Annotated in this window: 24 protein-coding genes; 9 read left to right on the top strand and 15 right to left on the bottom strand. The window is 72.8% G+C overall.

Going from position 1 to position 26079, the window contains the following annotated elements; translation table 11 throughout:
- The first annotated feature begins 155 nt into the window (after positions 1-155).
- Complete coding sequence (locus C6W10_RS13590) at positions 156-1919, top strand: hypothetical protein (RefSeq protein ID WP_159104572.1); 1764 nt, start codon at positions 156-158, stop codon at positions 1917-1919.
- Between the two features lie 34 nt (positions 1920-1953).
- A complete protein-coding gene (locus tag C6W10_RS13585; RefSeq protein WP_107258390.1) occupies positions 1954-2835 on the top strand; it encodes a 3-methyladenine DNA glycosylase in 882 nt (293 codons plus the stop codon).
- Between the two features lie 27 nt (positions 2836-2862).
- Here the strand turns inward: C6W10_RS13585 and C6W10_RS13580 are convergent, their stop codons facing one another.
- Both C6W10_RS13580 and C6W10_RS13575 read right to left on the bottom strand, forming a co-directional pair.
- The gene (locus C6W10_RS13580; RefSeq protein WP_107258389.1) at positions 2863-3621 is read right to left on the bottom strand and encodes an SDR family oxidoreductase; all 759 of its coding nucleotides are present in this window, start codon (positions 3619-3621) and stop codon (positions 2863-2865) included.
- 108 nt (positions 3622-3729) lie between these two features.
- A complete protein-coding gene (locus C6W10_RS13575; RefSeq protein WP_107258388.1) occupies positions 3730-4446 on the bottom strand; it encodes a TetR/AcrR family transcriptional regulator in 717 nt (238 codons plus the stop codon).
- A gap of 93 nt (positions 4447-4539) precedes the next feature.
- Here C6W10_RS13575 and C6W10_RS13570 point away from each other — a divergent pair, with 93 nt between their 5' ends.
- Positions 4540-5577, top strand: a complete 1038-nt coding sequence (locus C6W10_RS13570) for an aminotransferase class V-fold PLP-dependent enzyme (RefSeq protein ID WP_107258387.1) — start codon at positions 4540-4542, stop codon at positions 5575-5577.
- A gap of 15 nt (positions 5578-5592) precedes the next feature.
- Here C6W10_RS13570 and arfB read toward each other — a convergent pair whose 3' ends face one another.
- The 5 genes from arfB to C6W10_RS13545 form a co-directional block, all read right to left on the bottom strand.
- Positions 5593-6015: an alternative ribosome rescue aminoacyl-tRNA hydrolase ArfB gene (arfB, locus tag C6W10_RS13565; protein ID WP_107258386.1), complete on the bottom strand. Its 423-nt coding sequence runs from the start codon at positions 6013-6015 to the stop codon at positions 5593-5595.
- A gap of 17 nt (positions 6016-6032) precedes the next feature.
- Complete coding sequence (locus C6W10_RS13560) at positions 6033-6905, bottom strand: S1C family serine protease (RefSeq protein ID WP_107258385.1); 873 nt, start codon at positions 6903-6905, stop codon at positions 6033-6035.
- 86 nt (positions 6906-6991) lie between these two features.
- On the bottom strand, positions 6992-7951 hold the full coding sequence (locus C6W10_RS13555; RefSeq protein WP_107258384.1) for a VWA domain-containing protein: 960 nt from the start codon (positions 7949-7951) through the stop codon (positions 6992-6994).
- Positions 7948-8934 carry a DUF58 domain-containing protein gene (locus C6W10_RS13550; protein ID WP_107263924.1) on the bottom strand — a complete coding sequence of 329 codons (987 nt, stop codon included), beginning with the start codon at positions 8932-8934 and terminating at the stop codon, positions 7948-7950. Before C6W10_RS13550 ends, C6W10_RS13555 begins: the two co-directional genes overlap by 4 nt.
- Before the next feature lie 86 nt (positions 8935-9020).
- Positions 9021-10070 (bottom strand): MoxR family ATPase, encoded by a 1050-nt coding sequence (locus C6W10_RS13545; RefSeq protein WP_107258383.1) that lies wholly within the window; start codon positions 10068-10070, stop codon positions 9021-9023.
- 170 nt (positions 10071-10240) lie between these two features.
- On the opposite strand from C6W10_RS13545, the gene C6W10_RS13540 reads away from it, so the two are divergent.
- Positions 10241-11377, top strand: a complete 1137-nt coding sequence (locus tag C6W10_RS13540; RefSeq protein WP_107258382.1) for a hypothetical protein — start codon at positions 10241-10243, stop codon at positions 11375-11377.
- Positions 11378-11502: 125 nt separating this feature from the next.
- Positions 11503-12441 carry an endonuclease/exonuclease/phosphatase family protein gene (locus tag C6W10_RS13535; RefSeq protein WP_107263923.1) on the top strand — a complete coding sequence of 313 codons (939 nt, stop codon included), beginning with the start codon at positions 11503-11505 and terminating at the stop codon, positions 12439-12441.
- Between the two features lie 112 nt (positions 12442-12553).
- Here C6W10_RS13535 and C6W10_RS13530 read toward each other — a convergent pair whose 3' ends face one another.
- Both C6W10_RS13530 and cimA read right to left on the bottom strand, forming a co-directional pair.
- Positions 12554-13069 carry a hypothetical protein gene (locus tag C6W10_RS13530; protein WP_107258381.1) on the bottom strand — a complete coding sequence of 172 codons (516 nt, stop codon included), beginning with the start codon at positions 13067-13069 and terminating at the stop codon, positions 12554-12556.
- Between the two features lie 531 nt (positions 13070-13600).
- Positions 13601-15190 (bottom strand): citramalate synthase, encoded by a 1590-nt coding sequence (gene cimA / locus C6W10_RS13525; RefSeq protein WP_107258380.1) that lies wholly within the window; start codon positions 15188-15190, stop codon positions 13601-13603.
- A 322-nt stretch (positions 15191-15512) separates the two neighbouring features.
- Between cimA and C6W10_RS13520 the strand changes: the two genes are divergently transcribed.
- Positions 15513-15986 carry a PRC-barrel domain-containing protein gene (locus tag C6W10_RS13520; protein WP_107258379.1) on the top strand — a complete coding sequence of 158 codons (474 nt, stop codon included), beginning with the start codon at positions 15513-15515 and terminating at the stop codon, positions 15984-15986.
- A gap of 121 nt (positions 15987-16107) precedes the next feature.
- On the top strand, positions 16108-16845 hold the full coding sequence (locus C6W10_RS13515; protein ID WP_107258378.1) for a tyrosine-protein phosphatase: 738 nt from the start codon (positions 16108-16110) through the stop codon (positions 16843-16845).
- Between the two features lie 59 nt (positions 16846-16904).
- Here the strand turns inward: C6W10_RS13515 and C6W10_RS13510 are convergent, their stop codons facing one another.
- Together C6W10_RS13510 and C6W10_RS13505 are read right to left on the bottom strand one after the other, a co-directional pair.
- Positions 16905-18002 (bottom strand): branched-chain amino acid aminotransferase, encoded by a 1098-nt coding sequence (locus C6W10_RS13510; RefSeq protein ID WP_107258377.1) that lies wholly within the window; start codon positions 18000-18002, stop codon positions 16905-16907.
- A gap of 187 nt (positions 18003-18189) precedes the next feature.
- A complete protein-coding gene (locus C6W10_RS13505) occupies positions 18190-19221 on the bottom strand; it encodes a 3-isopropylmalate dehydrogenase (RefSeq protein WP_107263922.1) in 1032 nt (343 codons plus the stop codon).
- A 249-nt stretch (positions 19222-19470) separates the two neighbouring features.
- Here C6W10_RS13505 and C6W10_RS13500 point away from each other — a divergent pair, with 249 nt between their 5' ends.
- Complete coding sequence (locus C6W10_RS13500; RefSeq protein ID WP_107263921.1) at positions 19471-20328, top strand: FAD:protein FMN transferase; 858 nt, start codon at positions 19471-19473, stop codon at positions 20326-20328.
- Positions 20329-20816: 488 nt separating this feature from the next.
- Positions 20817-21170: a hypothetical protein gene (locus C6W10_RS13495; RefSeq protein ID WP_107258376.1), complete on the top strand. Its 354-nt coding sequence runs from the start codon at positions 20817-20819 to the stop codon at positions 21168-21170.
- 59 nt (positions 21171-21229) lie between these two features.
- Here the strand turns inward: C6W10_RS13495 and serA are convergent, their stop codons facing one another.
- From serA to ilvN, 4 genes are all read right to left on the bottom strand, one after another.
- The gene (serA, locus tag C6W10_RS13490) at positions 21230-22831 is read right to left on the bottom strand and encodes a phosphoglycerate dehydrogenase (RefSeq protein ID WP_107258375.1); all 1602 of its coding nucleotides are present in this window, start codon (positions 22829-22831) and stop codon (positions 21230-21232) included.
- A gap of 202 nt (positions 22832-23033) precedes the next feature.
- Positions 23034-24269, bottom strand: a complete 1236-nt coding sequence (mpgS, locus tag C6W10_RS13485) for a mannosyl-3-phosphoglycerate synthase (RefSeq protein WP_107258374.1) — start codon at positions 24267-24269, stop codon at positions 23034-23036.
- 203 nt (positions 24270-24472) lie between these two features.
- Positions 24473-25486, bottom strand: a complete 1014-nt coding sequence (ilvC, locus tag C6W10_RS13480; RefSeq protein WP_107258373.1) for a ketol-acid reductoisomerase — start codon at positions 25484-25486, stop codon at positions 24473-24475.
- A gap of 69 nt (positions 25487-25555) precedes the next feature.
- The gene (ilvN, locus tag C6W10_RS13475) at positions 25556-26071 is read right to left on the bottom strand and encodes an acetolactate synthase small subunit (protein WP_101370234.1); all 516 of its coding nucleotides are present in this window, start codon (positions 26069-26071) and stop codon (positions 25556-25558) included.
- Between the last annotated feature and the right edge of the window lie 8 nt (positions 26072-26079).

Genomic DNA, 26079 nt, shown 5'->3' with positions numbered 1-26079 from the left:
TATCCCCACCAGGAGCCGTCCCCACCGGGAGCCGGCGCCGATGGGCGGCGGGGCGGCACCATACCGCAGCGGGCCGGCCGACGACGGGGGTTCGATCCTTCCCCGCCGGCCGGCCACCCGTCCGGCTTAGCGTCTGGGCGGGAGGAGACTTCGTGATGCCTGCATCGATCCGACTACGTGCGGTGGGGGCGGTGATCGCGGGTTACCTGCTGGTCGCCACCGCGCCCGGCGCCCCCGCCCAGGCGGCCGGCGCCCCCGCGCCGACCAGTCCGCTGATCACCGTCGCGATGGCCACGTCCGGCGATCCGGCGCCCCGCTACGAGATCCGGGTACGCAATGGTACCGACGGCATGGTCAAGACGACGGTCCGGCAGGAACTGCCGCCGGGCGCCACCCCGTCCCTGATCAGCCAGGGCGGCACGGCCAGCGCCCCCGGCACCCTGCCGGGGCAGCTCGGTACCGAGGTGATCTGGCAGGTCCAGCTCGGCGGCCGCAGCACCGCGCTGCTCAGCACCACCCTGGTACCGCCGGCGCGCGGGGCCGACGTCACCGCCCCGGCCTGCGCCTTCGTCGCGGGCGGCAACATGCCGTACGACTGCGCGACCGCGACCTGGAACCGGGCACGGGCGGCCGCCGCCGGCCCCGGCCCGGACGACGCGACACAGGCTCAGGGGGACGCCGCCCCACCGTGGTGGCGCCGGGGCACCCTGCTGGGTACCGCCCTCGCGGCACTGGCGCTGCTCGCCTCGGCCGGCGGCGCGCTCTGGTGGCGGCGACTGCGTCGACGGCGCGCCGCCGGCCAGGTCAACAGCACGCCGGTGGCCGGAGCGGACCGGCGGGCCGCCAAACGGGCCGCGAAGCGCGAGGCGGCGGAGCGGCGCGCCGCCGAGCGGCAGGCCGCCGCCGCGGACCGGCGGATCCGTCGTTCCGGCAACCCGATCGCGCGGGCCCGGGCACGGGTACGCGGAGACCACAAGATCCCGGTGCCGGAGAGCGTACGGCTGGCCACCGGCCACCCCCGGATCGGCGGCGCGGCGGAGCGGGCGGCGGCCGGGGATCTCGGTGCGCCGAGTGGGGATCTCGGTGCGGTCGCCCACCGGACCGGAGACGAGGGCGCGGGCGTGACCACCGGCGGCGGGCTGCTCCGGGACGGCGGGCTGGCCGGGCCGGCCGGAGCGGAGGCTGACGAACCCGGTGGTCTGGTCGGGATCGCCGGCGGCGCCCGTTACGTCGGGCGGGCACCGGTAGCGCCCCGCACACCTGCGCCGATCGACGCCGAGGAGCCGGTCGAGGAGCCCGTACCGGAGCCGCCGGAGCCGACCGCCGAGGAGCTCGCCCCGGTGGTCGGACGGGCCCGCCCCGCACCGCACCCGGCCGCCACCTACCGGCCGCCGCGACGGCGGGCCAGGCCGCCCGCGTGGGTGGCCGTCGGCTCGGCCGCCCTGCTCGCGGTGGCCCTGGCCGCGCTCACCGCATGGACCGGATCGAGTCGGGTGAGCGCGATCAACGCCAACCGCCAGCCGTCCAGCGGGGCGTGGGTGGGCAGGACCGTGGCCGGGCCGGTCGGTACGAGCCTGCGGGAGAGCGCCTTCGAGTTCACCGTCTACCGGCTGGTCTGCCCGCCGGCACCCGGCGGCTGCCAGGCGATTCTCGGGGTACGCAACCTGACCGACAAGAGCCAGCAGTGGCACGGCACGCTGCAACGGGCGTACCTGCCCAGCGGGGACTGGGTCGGCGCCGATGTACCCGCGACCCAGGTCGCCAACGCCGGGAAGGACCCCTTCGCCGAACCGGTACCCGCCGGTCGACGCATGATCATGCCGCTGGTCTTCGCCTCGACCGGTGCGGTCGAACCGACCCGGATCGAGCTGCGCAGCGCCGTCTTCTCCGCCGGGGTCAGCGTCGACGTGCCGCACTGACCAGCGGCATCCCGCCCCGCCGTACCCTGGAGCGGTGACCGCCGCTCTCGCCCGTACCGTCGTGCTCGACGCGGCGGACTGGCGCGCCCGGCGGGCGGCCCACGAGCGGCGGGTGGACGAGTGGCTGGCGCCGCACCTGGCCCGGCGCGGCAGCGGCACCCGTCATCCGGTGGAGGACTTCCTCTTCACCTACTACTCGCACCGGCCGGCGCAGCTACGCCGCTGGCATCCCGGCGCCGGTGTGCTGCTCCGGGACGCCGACCCGGCCGAGTTCGGTCGGGACTACCGGGTCGAGGACGGCGGCCTCACCCTGGACACCGAGGCGGTACGCGGGCGCCGGGGCGACTCCGTCGACTGGATCCGCACCCTGCTGACCCGGACCGCCGGCCGGCCCGGCCAGTTCGGCTGCTTCGGGATGCACGAGTGGGCCATGGTCTACCGGCAGACCCAGGCGGAGGTGCGGCACAACGCCTGGCCGCTGCGGCTTTCGCCCGAGCAGACCGCCCGGGTGGTGGAGGCCAACCGGATCCGGTGCAGCCACTTCGACGCGTACCGGTTCTTCACCGCACCGGCCCGGCCGCTGAACCTGCTCGCCCCGAGCCGCGAGACGCAGGCCGACAACGAGCAGCCGGGCTGCCTGCACGCCAACATGGATCTCTACAAGTGGGCGTACAAGCTCTCCCCGCTGGTGCCGGGCGAACTGGTCGCCGACGCGTTCGCGCTGGCCCGGGAGATCCGCGCCCTGGACATGCGGGCCAGCCCGTACGACCTGGCCGCCCTCGGCTATCCGCCGGTCCGGGTGGAGACGCCCGAGGGCCGGGCCGAGTACGCCGCCGCCCAGCGCGGTTTCGCCGAGCGGGCCGCCGCGCTCCGGGCCCGGCTGCTCGCCGCGCTGACGGCGGCCGGGATCGACTGACGGCGGCCCGGATCGTGCCGCCCGGGGTCAGATGATTCCGCCGTTGGCCCGCAACACCTGGCCGTTGACCCAGTGCCCGGCCGGGCTGACCAGGAAGGCCACCACCTCGGCGATGTCGTCCGGGGTACCGAGCCGCTCCAGCGGTGGCTGGGCCGCCAGCTGGGCGATCCGCTCCGGGCTGTTGGCCCCCAGGAAGAGGTCGGTGGCGGTCGGCCCGGGTGCGACGACGTTGACGGTGACGTCCCGGCCGCGCATCTCCCGGGCCAGCACCAGGGTCATCGCCTCGACCGCGCCCTTGCTGGCGGCGTAGGCGCTGTAGTTCGGGAAGGCGAGGCCGACGACCGAGGAGGAGAAGTTGACCAGCGCGCCGCCGGGGCGGAGCCGGCGTACCGCCTGCTGGTCGACGACGAAGGTGCCCCGGATGTTGGTCCGGTGCAGACTGTCCAGGTCGGCCAGGTCGAGTTCGGCGAGCGGGGCGAGCGGCATCCGGGCGGCCACGTGCACGACCACGTCGATGCCGCCGAAGGTCCGCTCGGCGGTGTCGAAGAGTTCGGCGACGGCGTGCTCGTCGGCCACGTCGGCCCGTACGGCGATCGCCCGGCCGCCGGCCGTCTCGACCTCCTTGACCGCGGCCTCGGCCTCGACCTGGTTGCCGGCGTAGCCGACCACGACGGCGAAGCCGTCGGCGGCGAGCCGGGTGACGACCCGGCGGCCGATGCCGCGTGAGCCGCCGGTGACGACGGCGGTACGAACGTTCGGGGTGGCGGGGGCGGACGGGGTGGACACAGGAGTTCTCCTTGCTGTTCCGTAGCTGTTCGTGCGGTTTCGGGGTGCGGGGTGGCGCCGGTCGCGGCGCCCGGGTGCTGCCCGCGCTGTCGCTGCCCGCCGGTCGGGTCAGCCGGTGACGGGCCGGTCGGCCAGTCGGGTCAGCCACTCCAGCAGCAGGCCGGTCTCGGCCGCCGAGAGCGGACTGTCCGGCAGCGCCGGCAGCAGCGCGCCGAGGTTCGCGGCGGCCACCGCGACCTCGCCGCCCGGTTCGGCGGTGCGCTCCCGACCGGCGGAGGGGTCCGGGGTGACGATGGCCGTGACGACCGCCTCGCGTACCCGGGCGGACACCTGGGCGGCGTCGGTGTAGATGGTCGGGCGGGTGATCAGCAGCAGTGCGACCCCCACGGTCGCCGGCATCACCATCTGGGCGGCGAGCTGCGGACTGATCCGGAGCCGGCCGGCCGCGGCGCAGCGTTCGAGGACGCCGAGCAGGAGTTGGTGCGCCTCGGTCGCGGCGGCCGGCGGGGTGGAGAGCCCGGGTGAGTACATCAGGCGGTAGAAGTTCGGGTTCTCCAGCGCGAACGAGACGTGGTTGTCCCAGCCGTTGCGCAGGTCCCGGACCGGGTCGTCCGACGGGACGGCGGCCCGCTTGTCGGAGAGGTACTGCTCGTAGCCGTAGTCGACCACGGCGGCGAGCAGCCCCTCCTTGTCACCGAACTGGCGGTAGAGCACCGGCGCGCCCACCCCGGCGGCCTCGCAGACCGCCCGGGTCAGCAGGTCCGCCTCCGGGGAGCGGGCCAGCAGGTCGGCCGCAGCCCGCAGAATCCGCGTTCTCGTATCCACGTAAGCGACGATAACACCGGAGGGGTACCACCGCTACCTCATAGCTGTAATCGTCGTTACGGGCGCCCGGTCGGGCCGTACTACGCTGGTCGAGTGGATCTAGCCGAGGCGCGACAGTTGTGGAAACCGGAGCCGGGCTGGCTGAACACCGCCAGCTACGGGCTGCCGCCGGAGCCGGCCTGGGAGGCGCTCCAGGCCGCCCTCGCCGACTGGCGCACCGGGCGTACCTCCTGGGAGGGGTGGGACGAGTCCACCGCCCGGTCCCGGGCCGCCTTCGCCCGGCTGGTCGGCGTACCCGTCTCGGACGTGACCGTCGGGGCGACCGTCTCCCAACTGCTCGCCCCGGTCGGTGCCGCGCTGCCCGCCGGAGCCACCGTGCTGGTGCCCGAGGTGGAGTTCACCTCCAACCTCTTCCCCTGGCTGGTGCACGCCGAGCGCGGGGTACGGGTGCGCACCGTGCCGGCGGACCGGCTCGCCGAGGCGGTCGACGCCGACACCGACCTCGTCGCGTTCAGCCTGGTCCAGTCGGCGGACGGCACCGTCGCCCGGTACGACGAGATCCTGGCCGCCGCCGAGGCGCACGACGCGCTGGTGGTGGTCGACGCCACCCAGGGCTGCGGCTGGCTGCCCTTCGACGCCGGCCGGGCGGACGTGGTCGCCGTCGGCGCGTACAAGTGGCTGATGGCGCCGCGCGGGGCGGCGTTCGGCTATCTGGCGCCCCGGATCCGGGACCGGATCACCCCGCTCGCCGCCAACTGGTACGCCGGCTCCGACCCGCACGCCTCCTACTACGGGCCGCCGCTGCGGCTGGCCGACGACGCCCGCCGGTTCGACCTCTCCCCCGCCTGGTTCTGCTTCGTCGGCGCGGCCCCGGCCCTGGAGCTCCTCGTCGAGGTGGGACTGCCGGCGATCCGGGAGCACAACGTCGGGTTGGCCAACCGGTTCCTGGCCGGGCTCGGCCAGCCGCCCCGGGACAGCGCGATCGTCACCGTGGACGTGCCCGGTGCGGCGGAGAAGCTGGCGGCGGCGGGTGTCCGGGCGGCGGTCCGGGCCGGCCGGGTACGCGCCTCGTTCCACCTCTACTCCAGCGACCACGACGTCGACCTGGCCCTGGCCGCCCTGACCTCCTGACCGGCCCCCGCGACGTCAGTCCACGTCGCGGCGGCGCGTCTGCTTGAGCTGGCTGCGGCGCTTCTTCTCGGCGAGCCGGCGCTCCTTGGCGCCGCGACTCGGTTTGGTGGGCCGCCTCGGCGGCGGTGGCGGCGCGACCGCGTCCGCCAGCAGCGCGGCGAGCCGGGCCAGCGCGGCCTCCCGGTTGCGGAGCTGGGCCCGGTGCTCCGACGCCGAGATCGTCAGTACCCCGTCGACGAGCCGCCCGCCCAGCCGGTCCAGCGCCCGGGCCCTGAGCCGCTCCGGCAGCGCCGTCGAGTTCGCCACGTCGAAGGAGAGTTCCGCCCGGGAGTCGGTGGTGTTCACGCCCTGTCCGCCCGGGCCGCCGGACCGGGAGAACCGCCAGTTCAGTTCCGCCTCCGGGATGACGAGACCCGGTCGGATGGTCAGGGGTGCCATGGCGTCAACCGTACGGCTCAGCCGCCCTTGCCGATGATGGTGTCCGCCGTCTGCTGCACCTGCTCGATCGGGATGGCGAAACCGATCCCGATCGACCCACTGCCGTCGATGGTGGCGATCGCGGTGTTCACTCCCACGACCTCGCCCCGCGCGTTGACCAGCGGACCACCCGAGTTTCCCGGGTTGATGGAGGCGTCGGTCTGCACCGCGCTGTGCCGGTTGTCGCCGAGCTTCACCTGACGGTCCAGCGCGCTGACGATGCCGGCGGTCACCGTGCCGGCGAGCCCCAGCGGCGAGCCGACCGCGAGGACCGGCTCGCCGACCCGGGTGGCGCCGGGCTTGGCCAGCGGCAGCGCCGTCAGTCCGGCCGACGGCGGCACCCGGAGCACGGCGATGTCGCTGCTGGAGTCCCGGCCGACGAGCCGGGCCGGGAACTGCCGGCCGTCCGAGGTCTCCACCATCACCGCGCCGTCGGGCTCCCCGCCGCCGCCCCGGGCCACGATGTGGTCGTTGGTGACGATGTGCTGTAGGTCGTCGATGGCGAACCCGGAGCCGCTGGCCGACTTGCCACCCCCGGCCACCATCACCGAGACGACCCCGGGCACCACCTGCGCGGCCGCGGCCACCAGGTCGGCCGGCAGCGCCGCCTGCGCCGCCTTGCCCGGCTGCCCCGGGGGCTCCTGGCTGGCCACCCAGCCGCCGGCCAGGCCGCCGGAGCCGATGGAGAGCGCGACCACCGCCAGCGCGGCGAGCAGCGCCCGCCGCCGCCGGGCCGCCCGCTCCGGCAGCCCCGCACCGGGTACGCCCGGAACTGCTCGCCCGTCCGGTTCCAGGTCGGGTGAGATGAACCATGGACCGCGGGGTTCGCCGAGTCCGGTCTGCGTTGCCATAGCTCACTCCTCGTCAGTCCGTCGTCGGATCGGGCCAGCAGGTGTGCCGGTCTCCGCCTCGGCCGGGCCGAGCGGGCCGGCGCGGTCTACGGCAGTCGGGAGAACCACGCCATCGAGCCGCCCGCCGCCGCCAGGGCCAGCAGCAGCCCGATGCCGATGAACCGGGCGGAGATGTCCTGCTTCTCCGTGCGGTAGCCGACCGATGTCCCGATGTCCTCGTACACGGCCCGCAACTCGGCGCTGCTGCCCGCCTCGTGGTAGCCGCCCTTGGTCTGCTCGGCGACCGCCCGCAGGGTCTGGCCGTCCACCGGTACCCGGATCGGCCGGCCGCCCCGGGCGACATAGCCGGCGGCGGTGCCGAACGAGATGGTGTGCACCGGTACCCCCGCCTGCACCGCCTCGTCGGCCGCGTCCATCGGGTCGCGTCCGGAGGTGTTCGCCCCGTCGGAGAGCAGCACGATCCGGGCCGGCGGCGGGTTCTTCGCGGCCTGGGTGTCGAAGGTCTTGATCGCCTCCAGCGAGGTGCCGATCGCCTCGCCGATCGCGGTGCCCTGCACCCCGGTGCTCCCCTCGGCGAGCCGCCTGATCCCGGAGTGCAGCACCGAACGGTCGGTGCCCGGCGGTACGAGTACCGCCGCGCTGCCGGCGAAGGCGACCAGCCCGACGTTGAACTCGTCCGGCAGCGACTCGGCGAACCGGTGCGCCGCCGACTTCGCCGCCGCCAGCCGGTCCGGTTCGACGTCGGTGGCGAGCATCGAGGTCGAGACGTCCACCGCGACCATCACGGTGGCCCGCTCCCGGGGCACCCTGACCTCCGCCTCCGGCCGGGCGAAGCCGACCACCAGCAGCGCCATCATGGCCAGGAACAACCCGGCCGGCAGGTGCCGCCGCCAGGACGGCCGCTCCGGCGCGACCCGGTCCAGCAGCCGCAGGTTGGTGAAGCGGACGGCGTACCGGCTGCGGCGCCGTTGCAGCACGACGTACCAGATGCCGAGCCCGAGCACGCCGAGCAGCAGCAGGAGCCGCTCCGGAGACTGCCACGTCATGCCGTGCCTCCCCGTACCGCTGCCGTGGGCGGGCGGGCCGTGCCGGCCAGCCGCCGCTGGGTGTGTACGTGCCGGACGATGTCCGCGACCCAGTCCCGGTCGGTACGCAGCGACAGGTGCGCGGCGCCCGAGCGGCGCAGCGCCTGCCGGACCAGTTCGCGCTGGCCGGCCGCTGCGGCGGCGTACCGCTCGCGGAGCCGACGGTCCGCCGTGGACACCTCACGCCGCCGGCCCGTCTCCGGGTCGACCAGCGTGACCAGTCCGACGTCCGGCAGTTCCAGTTCACGCGGGTCGACGATCTCGACCGCCAGCACCTGGTGGCGTACCCCGAGCCGTCGCACGGCCCGCTCCCAGGCCGGCGTGCCGCCCTCGGTCTCGGGCAGCCCGTCGAGGAAGTCGGAGACCAGCACCACCAGGCCCCGGCCGGTGGTGGCCCGGTGCAGTGTGGTCACCGCGTCGGCGAACGACGGGGCCGTCCCGGACGTGTCGCGCCGGTGCGCCGCGAGCAGCATGTTGAGCAGGCCGAGCAGGTGGTTCCGGCCGGTCCGGGCCGGGAAGCGGCGGATCCCGGTGCCGTCGAGCAGGTGGGCGCCGAGCCGGTTGCCCACCCCGGCGGTGAGGAAGCCGACCGCCGCCGTCGCGGCCACCGCGAGTTCCCGCTTGTCCAGCTCGGCGGTGCCGAAGTCCATGCTGGGGGTGGAGTCGACGAGCAGCCAGGTGGTGAGTTCCCGGTCGGCGTCCACCTCCCGGACGTGCGGCAGGGTGGTCCGGGCGGTCACCGCCCAGTCCATCCGGCGTACCTCGTCCTCGCCGGGCCGGTATTCCCGGGCGCCGGTGAACTCGCTGCCGGGGCCGGGGAGCAGGCCGAGGTGCTGGCCGTGCAGCAGCCCGTCGAGGCGCCGGGTGACCAGCAGTTCCAGCCGGCGCAGCCGGTGCTCGGGGGCGAGCTGTGCCAGCGTGGGGTCGCCGCTGTGCGCGGGCACGCCGTCCCGACCCGTGCGGCCGTCCTCGCCCGGCGGGCTCTCCCGACCGATCCGGCCGACCCGGCGACCGATCCGGCTGACCCGGCTCACGCGACCGCCAGGCCGCGCCGCTGTTCCTCGCGGCTCGGCGCGATCCGGGGCGGCGGGACCGCCTCGACCAGCCGGCGTACCACCGACTCGGCCGGTACCCCGTCGGCGATCGCGTCGAAGGAGAGCACCAGCCGGTGCGCGATCACGTCGGTGGCGAGTTCGCGTACGTCGTCGGGGAGCACGTAGTCCCGGCCGCGCAGCAGCGCCTGTGCCCGGGCGGCGGCGACCAGGCCGAGGGTGGCCCGGGGACTCGCCCCGTACGCGAGCAGCGGCGCCACCTCCGGCACCCCGAACCGGGCCGGATCGCGGGTGGCCAGGATCAGCCGTACGACGTATTCGGCGAGTGCGTGGTGCACGAAGACCCGGGAGGCCCGGTCCTGGAGGGCGCGCAACCGCTCCGGGTCGAGTACGGCCCGCGCGGTCGGCCGCTCCGCGCTCATCCGGTAGAGGATGGCGAGTTCGTCGGCGTCGGTGGGGTAGTCGACGAGTACCTTCAGCAGGAACCGGTCGCGTTGGGCCTCGGGTAGCTGGTAGACGCCCTCGGACTCGATCGGGTTCTGGGTGGCCAGGACCAGGAACGGTTCCGGTACCGGATAGCTGCGTCCGCCGATGGAGACCTGCCGTTCGGCCATCGCCTCCAGCAGCGCCGACTGTACCTTGGCCGGTGCCCGGTTGATCTCGTCGGCGAGGACCAGGTTCGCCATCACCGGGCCGAGTTCGACGTCGAAGCTCTCCGAGGAGGCGCGGTAGATTCGGGTGCCGACGATGTCCGACGGGACCAGGTCCGGGGTGAACTGGATCCGGGAGAAGGTTCCGCCGACGGCGACGGCGAGGGTCTGCGCGGCGAGGGTCTTCGCCACCCCGGGTACGCCCTCCAGCAGGCAGTGCCCGTCGGCCAGCAGCGCGGTGAAGAGCCGTTCCACCAGCCTGTCCTGCCCGACGATCACCCGCTTGACCTCGAAGAGGGCCTGTTCCAACTCGGGGCCGGCGGAAGCCGTCTCGACCGGCCTGGGGCGGGTGGCCACGGTGTCTGACATGTCCGTCACGGTGCGGGCTTCCCGACCTCACCGGCGGCAAACCCGTGGCCACCGCAGCGTCATGACAAGTTCCGTCACAGGCACATCTCCGGGCGCACAAATCCTCCGGTGTACCAATAGGATCGGCGGCACACAAACCCGTCAGCGGAGCCGGGACGGGACGAAACGCGGGAGGCACTGTGTTGCTGCGACGGTGCACGGCGACGCTGCTGGCGGTGGCTTCGGTGCTGCTCTTCGCGGCACCGGCGACGGCGGCCCCCGACCCGCTCCCGCCACCGAGCTACGCGGGCTTCCGGCTGGTGAAGGCGATCCCCGGCGAGCCCGGCACGCCGCAGATCACCCTGCCGGTCGGCTACGAACTCGTCACCGGCGCCTCGACCCAGGTGGCCAGCCGGGCCGAGTACTACTCCTTCGTCCGGGGCCCGCGCAGCGAGGCGGTCACCGTCACCGTCGACTGGCCGGGCACCTGGGTCGGCTCGGTGGTCGCCACCGACACCCGGCTGGCGATCCGCCGGCACGCCGGTGCGCCGTACCGGATCAGCTTCACCCTGCCGGTGACCTGGTCGTCGGTGAACGCCAACCAGGCGACCGTGCAGGTCTGGAGCATGCTCAGCCCGGAGACGTCGAGCGGGCTGCACTGGCGGATCGAGCACAACGACCCGGACCGGGTGGCCGGGCCGTGGACCACCGTCGCCTGGCCGGCGACGCAGGCCGCCTCGGTGATCAACTATCTGGTCGCGACCGAGGCGGTGCTCCAGGACTCCGGCCTGGTCGCCGAGGCCCGCCGCAAGGGGCACTTCTTCTCGCTGATGGGCTTCGAGACCAACAACGTGCTGCACCCGGACAACCCGCCGCACTGGCACCTCGCGTACTACCCCGGGCTGACCTACAGCGCGCCCCGGGCGCACGTGCCGCACTTCTGGGTCGACGCGCAGGGCAGGACCTACTACAACGGGATGGACATCCAGGGCCAGGGCCGCAGCCGCTTCTACGCCGGGGACCCGGCGCAGATCCACGACCCCGAGAACAACCTCGTCGTCACCCTCACCATCCGGGCCGACGGTGGGCTGGACATCGACCCGCCGGCCGGGCCTCGCTACTCGGTCACCGCACCGGACGGGGACTTCTCGCACCAGGTCGACGTCTCCCGGGACGGCGTGCCGTGGCGCTCGGTGGTCAGCCGGGACCACGTGAAGATCGGCGTACTGGTCACCCAGGTGAAGGAGCACCAGTCGACCCGGCCGCACCGGACCACCGTCTACCAGTACGACGCGCTGACCGGGGTGCTGACCAACACCTGGCCCGGCCCGCACTAGCTCCGCACCCCGCACACGATCTTCACCGGCTCTCCACAACCGACGGTTAGCGTGCCGGTGTGGATGTCGATCTCGCCTCGGAGCGGCCGCCCCCGGCCGTACCGGACCGGACCCGTCGACGGCCGCTGACCGGGCTCTGCTGGCTGCTGGTGCTGCCCGCGCTCGGTCTCGCGGCGGTACGGCTCAGCGGGCTGGAACGGGGTCCGCTGGTGCAACTGATCGCGTTCACGCCGTACCTGGCGGCCTGGGCGCCGGTGCCGCTCGGGCTGGCCCTGGCCCTCCGGCACCGGTGGGCGGCGGGCGTCGCGGCCGTCGCCGCGCTCGTCCTGGTCGCGCTGGTCGCGCCCCGCGCGCTGCCGGACCGGCAGCCGGCCGCCGGTGGACCTCCGCTGCGGGTGCTCACCGCCAACCTGCTCGCCGGGGCGGCCGATCCGGAGACGCTGGTCGCACTGGTCCGGAGCGAGCGGGTCGACGTGCTCGCCGCCCAGGAGTTCACCCCGGCGGCCGAGGCGGCACTGGACCGGCTCGGCCTGGCCGGACTGCTGCCGCACCGGCAGGTCAACCCGGAGATCGGCACGACCGGGTCGGCGCTGTACTCCCGCCATCCGCTCCGGGAGACCGGCATCCGGCGCAACGGGGGCGGCTTCTCCCAGGCGTACGCGACGGTCCAGCCGCCGGGCGGGCCGGCGGTGCTGGTGGAGTCGGCGCATCCGATGGCGCCCGCCACGCTGGCCCGGCTGCCGGACTGGCGGGCGGATCTACGGGCCCAGCCACCGGCCACCCCGGGCGGGCCGCTGCGGATCCTGGCCGGGGACTTCAACGCCACCCTGGACCACGCCCCGCTGCGCGACCTGCTCGACACCGGGTACGTCGACGCCGCCGATTCGGTCGGGGCCGGCCTCACCGGCACCTGGGGTCCGTACGACGGCGATCCGATCCCGCCGGTGACCATCGACCACGTCCTGGTGGACCGGCGGATCGCGGTCGGCCGGGTGGCGGTGTTCCGGCTGCCCGGCTCCGACCACCGCCCGGTACTGGCCGAGCTGACCCTGCCGGCCCGCTGACCCGGCGCGCTGACCCGCTGGTCTGGACGGCGACGTGGCGGCGCACCCGCACCAGACGCCGCCGGCCTCCGTGTCCGTTCGGGGGGACACGGAGGCCGGCGGGCACCGGGGGTCAGGGCAGGAACACCGCCAGGTGGAAGCTGCGGTTCGCCGGCTGGTTGGCCGCGTTCCAGGTCTGCACGAAGACGCCCTGGGACAGGTTGGTCCGGCCGACCACCGAGATGAGACCGGACGGTGAGGTCCCGACGCTGCCGGTCAACCCGATCGTGGCGACGAACGCCCCGCTGGCCACCGGCACGTTGAAGACCACCTGGTAGAGGCCGAGTCCCAGCGAGGTCGCCGAGACGGCCTGGCTGCCGCGGATCAGACCGCCGTTGGCGCTGACCACGGCGAAGAGCTGTGCGCTCGACGCCTGGATGGCCGCGTCGCCCTTGAGCAGCGCCGCCTTGGCCAGGTCGATGTCGGCCTGGGTGACCGCTGGCTGCTGGACCACCTTGCCGTTCACCCGCACCGCGTCGGGGTCGGCGCGGTGGCTCGGGCCGGCGACGGCGATGCCGCCACCGGCAAGGGTCAGCGCGAGCGCTCCGACGGCTAGCAGGATCGTCTTACGTCCAAAGATTCTGGCCATGACGTCATCTCTTTCTTTCTACCCAGGATGGTGATGGTCTCTCCGACGGTGGAGATGGGTCCGAACTGCCGACCTGCTGTTCCGGGTACGCCCCTTGCCCGTCCAGACTCGCGACCGAAATAGCCAGCCCGACAATTGCCGTGGGCGCTTTCAACGACGAGCCACCGGACAATGAGGGCTGCGTCAGTCCTTGACGCACGATTGTTTCGCGTGCCGAACGCCCGACCGACACCGATCGTCGCCCCGCGCCCAGCAGCAGATACTACTTAGAGTGGCCACTCAACAACCATGAGCGAACATAGCATTCGGCAAAGCAGCAGGTCAATAGCGGTTTCACCTGCCCGGGTCCGTCCACATGGGCGGCCGACAACGGGCCGTCAACCGGAGCGCGATTTTCGAGAATGCGTGTCGCTCTCGGATCTCACATTCATTTTTCGCCTTTTACGGGAAACGGCCCCCGGCATGCCGGAGAAACGGAACGGCCCCGCCCGCGGTCGTCACCGCGGCGGGGCCGTCTTTCGGTCCGTCGGCTCAGACCTCGGCCGGGGTACGCGCCACCCCGTACGTCAACGCGTCGACCAGCGCGTGCCAGCTCGCCTCCACCACGTTCGGGTGTACGCCCACCGTGGTCCAGTCCCGGCCGCCGCTGTCGGCGGTCTCCACCAGTACCCGGGTGATCGCGCCGGTGCCGTGGCTCCCCTCCAGGATCCGTACCTTGTAGTCGGCCAGCTCGAACCCGCGCAGCTCCGGGTAGTGCCGCAGCAGCGCCACCCGCAGCGCCTCGTCCAGGGCGTTGATCGGCCCGTTCCCCTCGGCGGTGGCGATCACCCGCTCACCGCGTACCCGGAGTTTCACCGTCGCCTCCGAGACCACCGCGCCATCCTCGCGGTGCTCGACCAGCACCCGGTACGACTCCAGCGCGAACGGCCGGGGCGCGGTCATCCCGGGCAGCTCGGCCCGGACCAGCAGCTCGAACGAGGCGTCGGCGGCCTCGAACGACCAGCCGCCGGCCTCCAGCTCCTTGACCCGCTTGGTGACCCGGGCGGCGGCGTCGGGATGATCGGCCAGGTCCAGACCCAGCTCGCGGCTCTTCAGCTCGATGCTGGCCCGGCCGGCCATCTCCGTCACCAGGATCCGCATGTCGTTCCCCACCACGGCGGGGTCCACATGGTTGTAGAGCAGCGGATCCACCTTGATCGCACTCGCGTGCAGCCCCGCCTTGTGGGCGAAGGCGGCGGCCCCGACGTAGGCCTGGTGGGTGTCGGGGGCGATGTTGGCGATCTCGGCGATGGCGTGCGAGACGCGCACCATCTGCTCCAGGCACCCGTCCGGTAGGACCGGTAGCCCGAGCTTGAGTTGCAGGTTGGCGACCACCGCGAAGAGGTCGGCGTTGCCGGGCCGTTCGCCGTAGCCGTTCGCGGTGCCCTGGAAGTGGCGTACCCCGGCCTCGACGGCGGCGATGGTGTTCGCCACCGCGCAGCCGGTGTCGTTCTGGGTGTGGATGCCGAGCCGGGCCGGCGAGATCCCGAGCCGCTCGGTCAGCTCGCCGATCGCGGCGGTCACCTGGGAGGGCAGCATCCCGCCGTTGGTGTCACACATCACCACGACCTCGGCGCCGGCTTCGAGGGCGGTCTCCACCACCGATGCGGTGTACGCCGGGTCGTGCCGGAAGCCGTCGAAGAAGTGCTCGCAGTCCAGGAAGGCCCGCCGCCCCTGCGCGACGAGGTGGGCCACGCTGTCCCGGACCATCGCCAGGTTCTCGGCCGGGGTGGTCCGCAGCGCCCGCTCCACGTGCCGGATGTCGGACTTGGCGACCAGGCAGACCGCCGGGGTCTCCGCGTCCAGCAGCGCGCGCAACTGCGGGTCGGCGTCGACCGCCACCCCGGCCTTGCGGGTGGCGCCGAAGGCGACGAGGACGGCGTGCTTGAGGTCGAGTTCCGCCCGGGCCCGCCGGAAGAACTCGGTGTCCTTCGGCATCGCCCCCGGCCAGCCCCCCTCGATGAATCCGACGCCGAACTCGTCGAGCAGCCGGGCCACGGCCAGCTTGTCGACGACCGAGTAGCTGATCCCCTCGCGCTGCGCACCGTCGCGCAACGTCGTGTCGAACACCTGGTACGTCATGTGATCTCCTTCGAGAAGGGCGCGCACCCCGCTCCGATGCCGTCCCGGCCTGACAAACAAAATGACCCCCCGCGGATGCGGGAGGTCTGCGCGCTCGGCGGGAAGGATGCCGGCGCGCTAGCTGCCAATAATGAGTGCGGAGCGGGTCACGGACCGTACTCTGCCACGCCGTCACGGATCTGGGAGGAAAAATCCACATCGCGGGACTGGTCACCGGATCTCGGCTCGCCGAATTCCCCTGGTGTAGGGATCGACCACCCTGGGTAGGTGTCTTCGGGACAGCGGAGAACGTCGAGACAGTCGAGAAGAGGAGTGATAGCCAGTGGACAGGCTCGATCCTCAGACGACCCCGCAGCAGACGCCGGATCCTCTGATCCATGGCGGCGGTGGTGCCTTCGCGGGCGGAGCGCCCGCGGGCGAGTTCGACCCGTGGCGCTACCGGGACGACGCCGGGGTGACCGGCGCCGACCTGGTGGGCTACAAGGTGGAGGCGACCGACGGCGGCATTGGCAAGATCGACAGTGCCAGTCACGAGGTCAACGCCAGCTACCTGGTGGTGGACACCGGCCCGTGGATCTTCGGCAAGAAGGTCATGTTGCCGGCCGGCGTGGTGAACCACGTCGACCACGACGACCAGAAGGTGTACGTCGACCGGAGCAAGGACCAGATCAAGGCCGCTCCGGAGTTCGACGGCGCCACGCACGAGGATCCGGCCTACCGGGACAAGCTCGGTGGCTACTACGGCGGCACGTACGGCGCCTCGGGCTGGACGGTTCCGCCGGGCCGCGCCATGTGACACGCGACCCGCAGTCGACTGGCCGGTGGGGCCTCCGCCCCGCCGGCCAGCGGCGTCCTACCGCCGGAAGGCGCGATCGCCGGCCCGGACCGGCCCTCCCCGCAGGCACTACGGTAGTCGGGTGGACGGAACTTCGACGCGTACGACGACCTTCGAGAACCTCTTCAACTTCCGGGACGTCGGCGGCGTCGCCGGGCTCGACGGCCGGCTGGTCCGCCGGCAGCGGTTGTACCGGTCGGACTCACCGCACCGGATCGACGGCATCGACCGGGAGGCGTTCGAGGCGCTCGGCATCCGCACCGTGGTCGACCTGCGCCGGCCCGCCGAGGTACGCCAGCACGGCCGGGTACCCGCCTACGACGGCCTGGTCTACCAGCACATCCACCCCGAGCACGCGCTCTGGCAGGAGGCCGCGTACGCCGAGGAGATCGGGCTGGCCCGCTGGCTGGCCGACCGCTACCACGACCTGGCCAGCACCGGCTCGGCGGGCCTGGTGGCGGCGCTGGAGATGATCGCCGACGCCGAGGCCGCCCCGGTACTGGTGCACTGCGTGGCCGGGAAGGACCGCACCGGCGTGGTCTGCGCGCTGGCCCTGTCGGTCCTCGGCGTCGCCAACGCCGACATCGCCGAGGACTACGCCCGGAGCACCGCCGCCTCGGCCCGGTTCAGCGAGTGGCTGGCCAGCACCATGCCGGACGAACCGCCGCTGCCGGCCCCGTTCCTCGCCTCGCCGGCCGAGGCGATGACCCTGTTCCTGGCCGAGCTGCGCGACCGGCACGGTTCGGTACCGGACTACCTGGTCGGCGCCGGCCTGGCCCCGTCCCGGATCGACGCCCTCCGCACCCACCTCCTGAGCTGACCGGCGCCGCGCGCCGCACCCACCGCGCGCCGTCGGGCGGGGGTGCGGCGGGCGGACGCTCAGCCGATCCGGTGGATCCAGCCGTTGCGGTCCTCGGCCCGGCCCCGCTGGATGTCGACGAGCTGCTGCCGCAGTCGCATGGTGACCTCGCCGGGACTGCCGTCGGCGATCGGGAACTCCCCGTCCGGGTAGCGGACCTGGCCGATCGGGGTGATCACGGCGGCGGTACCGCAGGCGAAGACCTCGCGCAGCCGGCCGCTGGCCGCGTCGGCCCGCCACTCGTCGAACGCCACCGGCCGCTCCAGCACCGTACCGCCGGACTGCCCGATCAACGTGATCAACGATTCCCGGGTGATGCCGCGCAGGATCGTACCGCCGAGCGGCGGGGTGACGATGCTCCCGTCGTCGTAGACGAAGAAGATGTTCATGCCACCGAGTTCGTCGACGTACCGCCGCTGCACGGCGTCGAGGAAGACCACCTGGTCGCAGCCGTGCTCCATCGCCTCGGCCTGGGCCGCCAGCGAGGCGGCGTAGTTGCCGCCGAACTTCGCCTCGCCGGTGCCGCCGGGCGCGGCCCGGGTGTAGGTGGGCGAGACCCAGACGTCGACCGGCTGCACGCCCCGGGCGAAGTACGAGCCGACCGGCGAGGCGATCACCACGAAGAGGTACTCGTTGGCCGGGCGCACCCCGAGGAAGACCTCGTTGGCGAACATGAACGGCCGCAGGTAGAGGCTGGCCTCGTCGGTGGTGGGCAGCCAGGCCCGGTCGATCTCGATCAGGTGCCGTAGCGAGTCCAGGAACACCGCCTCCGGCAGCTCGGGCATGGCCATCCGCCGGGCCGAGTCGTTGAACCGGGCGGCGTTCGCGTCCGGCCGGAACATCGTCACCGAGCCGTCCGCCGCCGAGTACGCCTTCAGCCCCTCGAAGATCTCCTGGGCGTAGTGCAGCACCGCGCTCGCCGGGTCCATCGGGATCGGCGCCCGGGCCTCCACCCGGGCGTCGTACCAGCCCTTGCCCTCGGCGTACCGGATCGTGACCATGTGGTCGGTGAAGACCCGACCGAATCCCGGGTTGGCCATCAGCGCCGCGCGCTCGGCGGCGGCTACCGGCTGAGGATTCGGACGGATCTCGAAGTCGAGCTTGTCACCACCGCTCATCGTGCTGACCTCCAGAGAGTGGACCGGCGCCCGGGGACGGGCGGCCGGAACATGGGAGTTGTGCCTGAAACTTACCCGAACGGTCGTTCAACCTCGACCCTCCGGGCGACCGGCGGGCCGCACCACCCGCGCCTTCGCGCAGATCCGGCGGCCTGCCAGGCTCTGCGGGCGGAACGGGGCGGGCGGCTCAGGAGGCCGCGTGGGCGGCGAGCCGGTCTCCGATGTCGGCGGTGCGCCGTGCCGAGCCGGGGCCCCGGGAGGCCAGCTCGGCGGCGACCGCCTCGGTTACTCGGCGGGCCGCGTCGGGGTGGCCCAGGTGGTCGAGGAGCAGCGCGGTGGAGAGCACCGCGGCGGCCGGGTCGGCGACGCCCTGGCCGGCGATGTCCGGCGCCGAGCCGTGCACCGGCTCGAACATCGACGGGTACGCCCGCTCGGGGTTGATGCTGCCGCTGGCGGCGAGCCCGATCCCGCCGGTGACGGCGGCCGCGATGTCGGTGAGAATGTCCCCGAAGAGGTTGTCGGTGACCACCACGTCGTAGCGCTGCGGCTGGGTGACCAGGAACATCGCGGCGGCGTCGACGTGCTGGTATTCGGTCTCGATGTCCGGGTGCTCGGCGGCGACCGAGGCGAAGGCCCGGGCCCAGAGCGAGCCGGCGTGGGTCAGCACGTTGGTCTTGTGCACCAGGGTGACCTTGCGGCGCTCCCGGCGCCCCGCCCGGGCGAACGCGTCCCGGATCACCCGCTCGACGCCGTGCCGGGTGTTCAGGCTCTCCTCGGTGGCGATCTCGGCCGGGGTGTCCCGGTGCAGCGTGCCGCCGGCCCCGGCGTAGAGGCCCTCGGTGCCCTCCCGGACGACCACCAGGTCGATCTCGTTCGGCTTGACGCTGGCGAGCGGGCCGGCGGTGCCCGGCCAGAGCCGGGACGGCCGGAGGTTGACGTACTGGTCGAACTCGAAGCGGAGCTTGAGCAGCAGGCCGCGCTCCAGCACCCCGGGCGGCACGGTGGGGTCGCCGACCGCGCCGAGCAGGATCGCGTCGTGCCCGGCCAGCTCGGTGAGCACGGAGTCGGGCAGCACCTCGCCGGTCCGGTGGTAGCGGGCGGCCCCGAGGTCGTACTCGGTGGCCTCGACCCCCGGCAGTACGGCGTCGAGCACCTTGCGGGCCTGCGCGACCACCTCCGGCCCGATGCCGTCGCCAGCCACCACCGCGATCCGCGCCACCGCCACGTCCCAGCTCCCTTGCCTCCGTCGTGTCTAGGGAACGTTAAGGGACCGTCCCGGCTCCCGGTACGCCACTCCCAACATCTGGAATGTCAACTGCACAGGAGCTTCTCAGCCAGTACTCATGCTCTGGCCATCTTCGCTTCCTATGGTGAGCGCGGAGAACGGCTCGCGGGCTGGCGACGGCGACCGGGCCGGAGGGGCGAGACGCGGATCCAGGGGGCGAACGTGCGGGTCCAGGGGGCGAACATGCGAATCCCGGGCGGCCGAAGTCGGGGACAGCGTAGCCGGAGCCTGCCGCCGGCGCCCGCCGTAGGCCGGGGACGGCCGGACCTGCGGTTGGGCGCCGGCTGGCGCAACGTCCGGCCCGGCGCGACCCTGACCGACCGGGTGGTCGCCCGGCACACCGTGCAGACCTCGATCGCCGAATACACCCTGGTGCTCAACGGCATGGGTGCGGTCGGCTGGCGCGGCGTCGGCGACGCGCTGCGGGACGCCGTCGCCGAACTGCGGGCCATCGACCTCACCTACAGTCCGGCCCGGCCGGAAAGCCTGGTCTCCCGGCTGCGCCGGGGCGAGATCTCCGCGGACGCGTACCCGCCGCTGGCCGACATCGTCGCCCGGTGCGCCGCGATGCGGGCCGCCACCGACGGCTGGTTCGACGCCTGGGCGGTACCCGGCGGCTTCGACCCGGGCGGCCTGCTGGTCGGCTGGGCGGTGGAGCGGGCCGCCGCCCGGCTGCGCACCGCCGGCATCGAGGACTACGCCGTGATCAGCGGCGCGGATCTGGTGGTACGCGGCCACGCGCCGCACGGCGGCCCGTGGCGGGTCGCGGTGCACCACCCGACGCAGGGCGACCGGCAGCCGATGATGCTGGAGATGACCTCCGGGGCGATCGGCACCTCCGGCGTCGCCGGCCGGCGCGACCACGTGGTCGACCCGCACACCGGGCAGCCGGCCGACAAGCTGCTCGCGGCCACGGTCACCGGCCCGGACCTGGCGGTCGCCGACGGCTACGCGACCGCGCTCTTCGCCGCCGGGCGCCCCGGCCTGGACTGGTTCCCCACCCGGGACGGTTACCGGGCCCTCTTCGCCACCGCCCGCTGACCCTGCCCGGCGGCCCTGCCCCGGCCCGACAGCCCTGACCCTGCCCGGCGGCCCTTTCCGGCGGCCCTGGGTTGGCCCGACGGCCCTGAGTCGGCCCGGCGGCTCTTTGCCGACTCCCGTCACCGCAGGCAGTGCACGGGCACCCAGGTGATCCGACCGTGGAGCGACGGTGCGGCGGCGCAAGCGCGATCGGCCCCCGCGATCTCGGCAACGATCGCGGGGGCCGATCAGCGACGAGTGCGCGTGGCTCGCGCACACGGGGGTGCTGGCTACCCGGCCGGCGCGACGCCTCATCACCCGAAGACGAGCCCACGCCTAGGAACTCACCGGGTATCCGCGTCAATACGCTATAGACCCGACGCGAGTCCCCGCAAGAGTCGCCCTTCCGCGTGTCGGCGGGGTATCCGAGAAAAGGTCGCCGACTCAGTGGCACCCTGTACCCCCGTGAGTTCTGATCTGTCAACACTCTTGGGACACGGGAGCCCGGTGTGAGCTTCGATCTGATCGTATGGGCGCTCGGGGCCGGCGCCGCCGACGAGGACGTACGCGCGGCCCACGGCCGGTGCCGGCAGGGTGTCCACGCCGAGGGGAGTCCGGACCGGCGGATCTCGGCGTTCTACCGGGCGATCACCGCGGGCTATCCGGACCGGCCGGGGCCGGGTACGCCGTGGGCGGTGACCCCGCTGCACGTCGCCGCCGACCACGTCGAGATGAAGCTCGACGAGTCCTGTGCCGACCAGGTGCTGCTCGACATCGAACGGTTGGCCGCGCAGCACGGCCTGATGCTGCTCGACCCGCAGGACGGCTCGGTCTATCCGCCGCCGACCCCGGTGAACGGCTGACCCGGGCGGGGCGACCGTACCCCGATCGCCCCGCCCGGGCCGCAGGTGTCAGGCGCCGCTCACACCTCGTCGCGCAGGTCGGCGGCGCTCGCCGCGACCGCGCCGATCGAGTCGGCGGCCGAGCTGAGCAGCTCGGCCGCGGTCGCCGAGTCCACGGTCAGGGTCATCAGCGCCTCGCCGCCGGCCTCCCGGCGGGCCACCTGCATCGCCGCGATGTTGACGCCCGCCTCGCCGAGGATCGAGCCGATGCTGCCGACCACGCCGGGCTTGTCGACGTAGCGGAAGAAGAGCAGGATGCCGTCCGCGCCGAGTTCCAGGTCGAAGCCGTCCACTTCGGTCAGCTTGAGCACGTCGCGGTTGCCGCTGTGCACGGCGGTGCCGGAGACGGAGACGGTCCGGCCGTCCGGCAGCGCACCGTGCACGGTGACCAGGTTCGGGTGGTCGATGGTCTCCGCGTGCGTGGTCAGGGCCACCGTGACGCCCCGGTCGGCGGCGAGCAGCGGCGCGTTGACGTAGCTCACCTGCTCCTCGACGATCGAGGTGAAGATGCCCTTCGTGGCGGCCAGCTTCAGCACCGAGACGTCGTTGGCGACGATCTCGCCGCGTACCTCGACGGTGACGCTGGCGGCGACCCCGCCGGCCACCGCCGTGAAGACCTTGCCGAGCTTCTCGGCCAGCGGCAGCAGCGGCCGGACGTCCTCGGCGACCACGCCGCCGGCCTGCACGTTCACCGCGTCCGGCACGAACTCGCCCTGGAGGGCGAGCTTGACGCTGCGGGCCACCGCGAGGCCCGCCTTGTCCTGCGCCTCGGCGGTGGAGGCGCCCAGGTGCGGGGTGGCCACCACGTTGTCGAAGGCGAAGAGCGGCGAGGCGGTGCAGGGCTCCTTGGAGTACACGTCGATGCCGGCGCCGCCGACCCGCCCCTCGGCGATCGCGTCGGCCAGCGCCTGCTCGTCGATCAGGCCGCCCCGGGCCGCGTTGACGATCCGGACCCCCGGCTTGACGAGGGCGAGTTCCTTCTCACCGATCAGACCGACCGTCTCCGGGGTCTTCGGCAGGTGGATCGAGATGAAGTCGCTCTCCCGGAGCAGCTCCTCCAGCCCGACCAGGCGTACGCCGAGCTGCGCCGCCCGGGCCGGCTGCACGTACGGGTCGTACGCGATCAGCCGGGTGCCGAAAGCCGCGATCCGCTGCGCGAAGAGCACCCCGATCCGGCCGAGCCCGACCACGCCCACGGTCTTGCCCTGGATCTCCACCCCGGTGTACTTGGACCGCTTCCACTCCCCCGCCTTCAACGCGGCGCTGGCGCTCGCCGTGTTCCGGGCGACGGCCAGCAGCAGCGCGAGCGCCTGCTCGGCGGCGGAGACGATGTTGGAGGTCGGCGCGTTGACCACCATCACGCCCCGGGCGGTCGCGGCCGGCACCTCGACGTTGTCCAGCCCGACGCCGGCCCGGGCGACCACCTTGAGTCGGGGGGCGGCGGCGATCGCCTCGGCGTCGACCTGGGTGGCGCTGCGTACGATGACCGCGTCCGCCTCGGCGAGCGCGCTGAGCAGGGCAGGGCGGTCGGTACCGTCGACGTGGCGTACGTCGAAGTCGTGCGCGAGCACGTCGATTGCGGCGGGAGCGAGCTCTTCAGCGATCAGTACGACGGGAGTCATTGGTCCTCGTATATGTCGTCCGGGCGAGGTCTGCGGCCACGTGGGCGCCGCACTGCGTCCCGCGCTTCCGGCCATTCGGGTGCTTCCCTGCGGTGCGGACGCACCTGTCTGCCGATCGTAGGCGTCCTGCTGCGCACGGTGCGGCGCAGAACCGCGTGAGTGCCCTCACAAGGCGCACCGACCGGCGTGTTCCGCCGACGGCTCAGGCGGAGGTGAAGACCTCGGATCCGGGCAGTGCGGAGCGGGGCCGCAGCAGCGACCGGGTACCGAGCTGGCGGAACGTCCCCGCCTCGCTCTCCAGTACGTCGCGGAGCAGGTCCAGGTCGAGCGAGCCGACCGGCGGGTAGATCCGCTCCCGGGGCGGCTCCTCGCCCGGCGCGATCGCCTGCTGGGCGAGCATGAAGTCGAGGATCGCCTCGCGGACCGGCGGCAGCGCGACCGGCGAGTGGTAGAGCACGTTCAGCGCCTGCATCCGCATGCCCTGGACGTGGTCCTCGCCCTTGTTGTCGTGGAAGTGCGGGTTGCGGGTCTCGATCTGGAGTACCGGGACGGAACTCGCCATCACCTCGGGATGGGTGGTGTCGAGCACCCCGCCGAACTGTTCGAAGAGTTCCACGAACTCGAAGGGCTCGACCGCGAAGCCGCCGGCCAGCCGCATCCGCAGCCCGAGGTCGAGACTGAGCGCGTGTTCGCCGGCATTGCCGGTGGCGATCACCTCGGTACCGAAGCCGGAATACTCGGCCACCAGCCGGTTCAGGAACTCGTTGGTGATCTCGGAACTCCGGCCGCGCCGGCTGAAGAAGAGGCGCCCGTCCCGCAGTTTCGGCTTCGAGTGCCAGGAGATCCGGACCATCGCGTACGGATTGGCCGCGAGGTGCAGGCCGGCGGCGTACACCTTGACGTACTCGTGCACGGCGCCCGGTACGTAGTTGTCGGCGTCGATGTAGCCGAGGTACTTCCGGCCGGTCAGCGCGGCGACCGCCATGCCGATCAGCATCGCCTCGCCCTTGCCGGCCCGGACCAGCCCCTCGTCGTCGATCAGCTCGGGCATGCCGGCGGCCTTGACGGCGGCGGCCAGTCCCGGGTCCCGCTGGTGCACCATGATCGCCGGCCGCTCGGTCGCCCGGCAGTACTGCTCCAGGGTCTGGGCCTCCATGTCGTAGCGATCGACCGGGTGCCGGGCGCTGTTCGAGACGAGCACGATCAGACAGTCGTGTGGAATCCCCGAGAGCACACCTTCGATTACTCTGCGTGTCTCGTTCATGCAGGGAATGACGATGACCATCTGCCGCTCGATCGCGCGCATCGCCGCGTGCGAGACGATCCCCTCGGCGGTGGTCCCCGTGGCGTCTCCCGAGTCCAGCTGTATGACACGCTGGAGTTCGTGGATACGGACGGCGCCGAAACGCTCGGTACGGTGCGATTGCTCCAGACGCATGCGGCGACAGTACCCGAGCGGACGCATTAACCGCCCGTAACCGCCGACCATTTCCTGACGCCACCGCCGTGGATGGCGATTGGACGTCTATTGGCAATGATCTGGAAACTCGGCGGGGAAGATCGGGTACCGGAAGAATGTTGCCACCGGATGCGGCCGCCGCCCCGGACCGGTATCCTCACCGGCCCGGGGCCGCCGCTGTGTCAGGCGGTCTCGGTGATCGGCCGGTCGACCCAGCTCATCATGCCGCGCAGCTTCTTGCCGGTCTCCTCGATCGGGTGCGCCGCGCCCTCGGCCCGCCACTTGGTGAAGTTGGGCCGGCCCGCGTCGTCCTCGGCGATCCACTCCCGGGCGAACTCGCCGGACTGGATCTCGGAGAGGATCTTCCGCATCTCGTCCTTGACCCGGGAGTCGATCACGCGCGGGCCGCGCGAGTAGTCGCCGTACTCGGCGGTGTCGGAGACGCTGTAGCGCATCCGGGCGATGCCGCCCTCGTACATCAGGTCGACGATCAGCTTCAGCTCGTGCAGGCACTCGAAGTACGCCACCTCGGGCGCGTACCCGGCCTCGGTGAGCACCTCGAAACCGGTCTGCACCAGCGCGGAGGCGCCGCCGCAGAGCACCGCCTGCTCGCCGAAGAGGTCGGTCTCGGTCTCCTCCTTGAAGGTGGTGCGGATCGCACCGGCCCGGGTGCCGCCGATCGCCTTGGTGTAGGCGAGCGCGAGCGGGAAGGCGGTGCCGGTGGCGTCCTGCTCCACCGCGACCAGGCAGGGCACGCCCTTGCCGTCGACGTACTGCCGGCGGACCAGGTGGCCCGGGCCCTTCGGGGCGACCATCGCCACGTCGACCTCGGCCGGCGGGGTGATGAAGCCGTACCGGATGTTCAGGCCGTGGCCGAAGAACAGCGCCTTGCCGGCGGTCAGGTTGGGCGCGATGGCCTCGGCGTAGAGCGACCGCTGCGCGGTGTCCGGCGCCAACACCATGATCACGTCGGCCTCGGCCGACGCCTCGGCCGGGGTCAGCACCCGAAGGCCCTGCTCCTGCGCCTTGGCCCGGCTCTTGGAACCCTCCGGCAGACCGATCACGACGTCGACGCCGGAGTCGCGCAGCGACAGCGCGTGGGCGTGGCCCTGGCTGCCGTACCCGAGCACCGCGACCTTCTTGCTCTGGATGAGCCCCAGGTCGGCGTCGTCGTCGTAGAACACCTCAACGGACATGACTTTCCTCTCCTGCGGCGCGACCCGGCCGGGCCCGCCGTTGCCAATCGTTGTGCGGGTTCGCCGTGCTCAGGCGGCCCGCAGCGCCGAACCGGTGGTGATCGAACGGGAGCCCCGCCCGATCGCCACCAGGCCCGACTGCACCATTTCCTTGATTCCGAACGGTTCGAGATCGCGCAGCAGCGCGTCCAGCTTGTCAGCGGTGCCGGTCGCCTCGATCGTGAGGGTGTCCGGCGCGACGTCGACCACCCTGGCCCGGAACAGGTTCACCGTCTCCAGCACCTGGGCCCGCTGTGAGCGGTCGGCCCGGACCTTGACCAGCACCAGCTCCCGGGCCACCGAGACGCCCGGATCCAGCTCGACGATCTTGAGTACGTTCACCAGCTTGTTGAGCTGCTTGGTGACCTGCTCCAGCGGTGAGGTCTCGGCGTTGACCACGATGGTGATCCGGGAGACGTCCGGGTTCTCCGTCTCACCGACCGCCAGCGAGTCGATGTTGAAGCCCCGGCGGGAGAAGAGCCCGCTCACCCGGGCCAGGACACCCGGCTTGTTCTCCACCAGCACGGACAGCGTGTGCTTGCTCATCTTCCCGG

The organism is Plantactinospora sp. BB1 (genome assembly GCF_003030385.1).
GTDB lineage: Bacteria > Actinomycetota > Actinomycetes > Mycobacteriales > Micromonosporaceae > Plantactinospora.
This window is presented reverse-complemented; position numbering and strand designations above follow the sequence as displayed.

Coding starts and splice junctions, on each gene's coding strand:
- C6W10_RS13590 (WP_159104572.1), top strand. CDS start 156: ATGCCTGCATCGATCCGACTACGTGCGGTGGGGGCGGTGATCGCGGGT.
- arfB (WP_107258386.1), bottom strand. CDS start 6,015: ATGGCACCCCTGACCATCCGACCGGGTCTCGTCATCCCGGAGGCGGAA.
- C6W10_RS13560 (WP_107258385.1), bottom strand. CDS start 6,905: ATGGCAACGCAGACCGGACTCGGCGAACCCCGCGGTCCATGGTTCATC.
- C6W10_RS13555 (WP_107258384.1), bottom strand. CDS start 7,951: ATGACGTGGCAGTCTCCGGAGCGGCTCCTGCTGCTGCTCGGCGTGCTC.
- C6W10_RS13530 (WP_107258381.1), bottom strand. CDS start 13,069: ATGGCCAGAATCTTTGGACGTAAGACGATCCTGCTAGCCGTCGGAGCG.
- cimA (WP_107258380.1), bottom strand. CDS start 15,190: ATGACGTACCAGGTGTTCGACACGACGTTGCGCGACGGTGCGCAGCGC.
- C6W10_RS13510 (WP_107258377.1), bottom strand. CDS start 18,002: ATGAGCGGTGGTGACAAGCTCGACTTCGAGATCCGTCCGAATCCTCAG.
- C6W10_RS13500 (WP_107263921.1), top strand. CDS start 19,471: ATGCGAATCCCGGGCGGCCGAAGTCGGGGACAGCGTAGCCGGAGCCTG.
- serA (WP_107258375.1), bottom strand. CDS start 22,831: ATGACTCCCGTCGTACTGATCGCTGAAGAGCTCGCTCCCGCCGCAATC.
- mpgS (WP_107258374.1), bottom strand. CDS start 24,269: ATGCGTCTGGAGCAATCGCACCGTACCGAGCGTTTCGGCGCCGTCCGT.
- ilvC (WP_107258373.1), bottom strand. CDS start 25,486: ATGTCCGTTGAGGTGTTCTACGACGACGACGCCGACCTGGGGCTCATC.
- ilvN (WP_101370234.1), bottom strand. CDS start 26,071: ATGAGCAAGCACACGCTGTCCGTGCTGGTGGAGAACAAGCCGGGTGTC.